The organism is Desulfovibrio sp. DV, assembly GCF_001936595.1.
Classification (GTDB): domain Bacteria; phylum Desulfobacterota; class Desulfovibrionia; order Desulfovibrionales; family Desulfovibrionaceae; genus Solidesulfovibrio.
In genome coordinates, this window is sequence record NZ_MLBG01000176.1 from 1 (window position 1) to 3,915 (window position 3,915).

At 61.6% G+C, this 3,915-nt stretch carries 5 protein-coding genes; all 5 read right to left on the minus strand.

What is annotated here, in order from left to right; translation table 11 throughout:
• The coding region (locus DVDV_RS21470) for an AAA family ATPase (protein WP_139311711.1) at positions 1-1,276 on the minus strand (1,276 nt) is incomplete at its 3' end.
• Positions 1,277-1,579, minus strand: a complete 303-nt coding sequence (clpS, locus tag DVDV_RS21475; RefSeq protein ID WP_075356604.1) for an ATP-dependent Clp protease adapter ClpS — start codon at positions 1,577-1,579, stop codon at positions 1,277-1,279.
• Between the two features lie 213 nt (positions 1,580-1,792).
• Positions 1,793-2,395 (minus strand): class IV adenylate cyclase, encoded by a 603-nt coding sequence (locus tag DVDV_RS21480; RefSeq protein ID WP_075356605.1) that lies wholly within the window; start codon positions 2,393-2,395, stop codon positions 1,793-1,795.
• A 79-nt stretch (positions 2,396-2,474) separates the two neighbouring features.
• Positions 2,475-3,548 (minus strand): chemotaxis response regulator protein-glutamate methylesterase, encoded by a 1,074-nt coding sequence (locus DVDV_RS21485; protein ID WP_075356606.1) that lies wholly within the window; start codon positions 3,546-3,548, stop codon positions 2,475-2,477.
• Positions 3,549-3,581: 33 nt separating this feature from the next.
• Positions 3,582-3,915, minus strand: a 334-nt coding sequence (locus tag DVDV_RS21490) for a CheR family methyltransferase (protein WP_303046342.1), incomplete at its 5' end; no start/stop codon positions are given.

Sequence of the window (3,915 nt, forward strand, 5' to 3'; positions counted from 1 at the left end):
ACCTTTCCATCTCGGCAACGCCGATGGCTCCCTTGGCCTCGGTGCCGGCCAGCTTGCGCACGGCCCCGGCCTCGTCAATGACGTCAATGGCCTTGTCCGGCAGGAAGCGGTCGTTGATATGCCGGGCGGACAGCTCCACCGCCGCACGCAGGGCGGCCGGGGTGTAGCGGACGCCGTGGTGGGCTTCGTAGTAGCTGCGAAGGCCCTTTACGATCTCGACAGCCTCTTCCACGGTCGGTTCGGCCACGTCGATATGCTGAAACCGGCGGGAAAGCGCCCGGTCCTTCTCGAAATGGTTCTTGTATTCCTCGTAGGTCGTGGACCCGATGCAGCGCAACTTGCCCGAGCCGAGCACGGGCTTTAAGATGTTGGAAGCATCCAGGGTGCCGCCGCTGGTGGCACCGGCCCCGACGATGGTATGAATCTCGTCGACAAACAGGATGGCCCCGGGCTTTTGCTCCAGTTCCGAAAGCACGCCCTTCAGCCGCTGCTCGAAGTCGCCGCGATACTTGGTCCCGGCCAGCAAGGCCCCCATGTCCAGGGCGTAGATGAGCGTATCCCGGAAGCTCTCCGGCACGTCGCCATTGACGATACGCAGGGCCAGCCCCTCGGCCAGGGCGGTCTTGCCGACGCCGGGGTCGCCGACGAAGATCGGGTTGTTCTTGCGGCGACGCAGCAGCACATGGATGGTGCGGGTCAGTTCCTGGTCGCGGCCGATCAAAGGATCGATCTCGCCCTTCCTGGCCTTGGCCACCAGATCCACGGTATACTGCTCAAGGGCCGACCCGCCGGCCTTGCCGTCGCGCTGTTCCTCGCCGCCGCTGCCGGCGCTTTCGGAAGCCGTGTCCTTGCCGCCGCCATGGGAGATATATTCCAGCACATCCAGGCGGGAGATGTTGTGCGACTTCAGGTAGTAGACGGCGTAGGAATCTTCCTCGTCAAAGGTGGCGGCCAGCACGTCGCCCACTTCCACCTGCTGCTTGCCCGAGGACTGCATCTGCATGATGGCCCGCTGCAGCACACGCTGCACGCCAAGGGTCTGCACCACTTCGGAGTTGGTATCCTGGGGCAGGGTTTCCATATGATCGGTGAAAAAGCGCTCAAGCTGGTGCTTGAGACGAACCACGTTGGCGCCGCAGTGGACCAGGATATCCCGGCCGGTCTCTTCCAGGAGCATGGCATAGAGCAGATGCTCGAGGGTGAGATACTCGTGATGGCGGCGCTTGACCTCTTTGACGGCGCTGGTCAATACCCGTTCGAGTGTTTTACTGAGCATTTAAACCTCTTCCATGCTGCAACGCAGGGGGTAGCCGCTTTCCTTGGCCAGACGGTGGACCAGCGAGACCTTGAGCTCTGCCACCTCGGCCGTATACACGCCGCATATTCCTACGCCATTGTTATGGACATTGAGCATGATCTGCGTGGCTTCGTTCTCGTTTTTGCGAAACACGTTGACGAGCACCAAGACCACGAACTCCATGGTGGTGTAGTCGTCATTGTGCAGCATGACCTTGAATTGCCGGGGTTCACGGACTTCATCTTCAACGCTGACGCCCATTTCGGGCTGGTCTTCATACATGGGATGGCTCATGAACTGCCGTCACCTCTTCCGAATGGTGGGATGCCAGGCAAAAGGCCCGATTTTCCGACCTCGGGGATATATAAGTCGCTGTGGCGGGCTGTCGAGGGGAGCACACGCACGCGCCCGTATCCCCCGGCCCCATGCTCTGGCCTACGGAAAAACGCGGCTACTGACAACAGCGTTGACAGCAGACTGGAATTGTTGGTGCTTTTAGAGCGATCCGGCAAGGTCGGCCAGGATGCCGCGACGGACATCGGGCGGGAAAACAAAGCTCATTTCCGGCGGCAGGCCGCGCTCCCGGCGATAGGACTGGTGCAATTCGTGGTAGGTCTGGGGCAGGGCCCGGGCCATGGACAGCCCCAGGCGTCCGGCCAGAAGCGGGATGGACTCGGCCGGCCCTTCGATCTCCAGGTAGCGGCCAAAGGGCAATTCGTCGAGGCACACCAGGGCGTCGCCGGCCTGCCAGATTTCCCGGACCTTTTCGTAGCGCAGGAACGGGACATAGCCCAGGGCGGCGAAAATGGCTTCCAGGGCAGCCGGGTCTGCCACCTCGGTTTCGATCTCCCGGCGGATCTTCAGTCCGCTGTGTCCCGGGGCCTCGGCCGGCATTTTGAGCGTCACCTTGCAGGCGGCGTCGCGCCGGATGCGCAGCAGCACATCCCGACCGCGCAGGCTGGCTGCGGCATCGTCAAGGACCACATTCTCCTCAAACCGACGCGACAACTCCACCCCGCCAGCCGTCAGCAACGACCGGCGCACCGGCGCAAAGGATGTGACCGCGAACTTGGTTTCGATCTCATCGGCTATGGACACAAATTTTCCTCGTCACGGCCAGGACTTGTAGCAAGGCCGTCTGAAGGGCGCAGTGTGGCAGGCAGAAACTAACGCAGGCCTAGCCGCTGCAGGCCCTGACCACTTCATAGGCAATGTTGCCAAGGCCCATGACCTTGTCCACACCGCCAAGCTTGATGGCTTCCTGGGGCATCCCGAAGACCACGCACGTCGCTTCGTCCTGGGCAATGGTATAGGCCCCGACTTCGTGCATTTCAAGCATTCCCGCGGCTCCGTCGTCGCCCATGCCGGTCATGATGACGCCGACAGCGTTCTTGCCGGCATAACGGGCTGCGGAGCGAAAGAGCACATCGACGCTTGGCCGATGGCGGCGCACCAGCGGCCCGTCCTTGACCTCCACGAAATAGCGCGCGCCGCTGCGCTTGAGCAGCATATGGCGGTTGCCCGGGGCAATGAGCGCCTGGCCGCGCAAAATGGTGTCGCCGTCGGCGGCTTCCTTGACCGTGATGCGGCAGATGCCGTCCAGGCGCTTGGCAAAGGCGGCAGTGAACTGCTCGGGCATGTGCTGGACGATGGCGATGCCGGGGCAATCCTGGGGCATGGCTTCGAGGAATTCGCGCAGGGCCTCGGTGCCGCCGGTGGATGCGCCAACGGCCACAACCTTTTCAGTGGTCTGGAACATGGCCTTGCCCGTGGGGCCGGGCAGCATGGCGTCGGCCGAGAGCTTGGGGGTGACCTTCATGGGACCGGCCGGGGCCATTTTTTTCAGGCGCGCCCGGGCTGCCGCCTTGACCGCATCCACCACCCGGATGCGCGATTCTTCCAGGAACTGCCGCGTGCCGAGCTTGGGCTTGAGGATGATGTCGACCGCCCCGTATTCCATGGCCCGCAGCGTGGTTTCCGAGCCGCATTCGGTCAGTGTCGAGCAGATGACCACCGGGATGGGATGCTGGGTCATGATCTTGCGCAAAAAGGTCAGCCCGTCCATGCGCGGCATTTCAATATCCAGGGTGATGACGTCCGGGGTTTGGGTCTCCATGCGTTTGACGGCAGCATAGGGATCACCGGCAGCACCGATGACTTCGATTTCCGGGTCCGAAGACAAAATATCGGTCAGGGTCTGGCGTACCAAGGCGGAATCGTCCACCACCAGGACCTTGATGGTCTGTTTCACGCAGGACCTCTTTGGAGCAATATGTTCAGCGTTTTATATTTTTCTATATACCGTTGGAGCATGTTGGCGCAAGGGCAAGTCCATGCCGGTCAGGCTTTCGGAATGACCGATAAAGAGAAATCCACCTGGCAAGAGCTGGGTGCAAAACTTCTGCAGCAGGCGCTCCTGGGTGGCCCGGTCAAAATAGATCATGACGTTGCGGCAGAAAATGGTGTCGAGAGGTTCCGGGAAAGCGAACGAATCCATGAAGTTGAGACGGCGAAAATCAATGATGCTGCGGATGTCCGGGGCCACGCGCACCAGTCGCTTGGCCTTGTCCTTGCTGCGCAGAAAATAGCGGCGCTTGAGATCCATGGACATCTTGGCC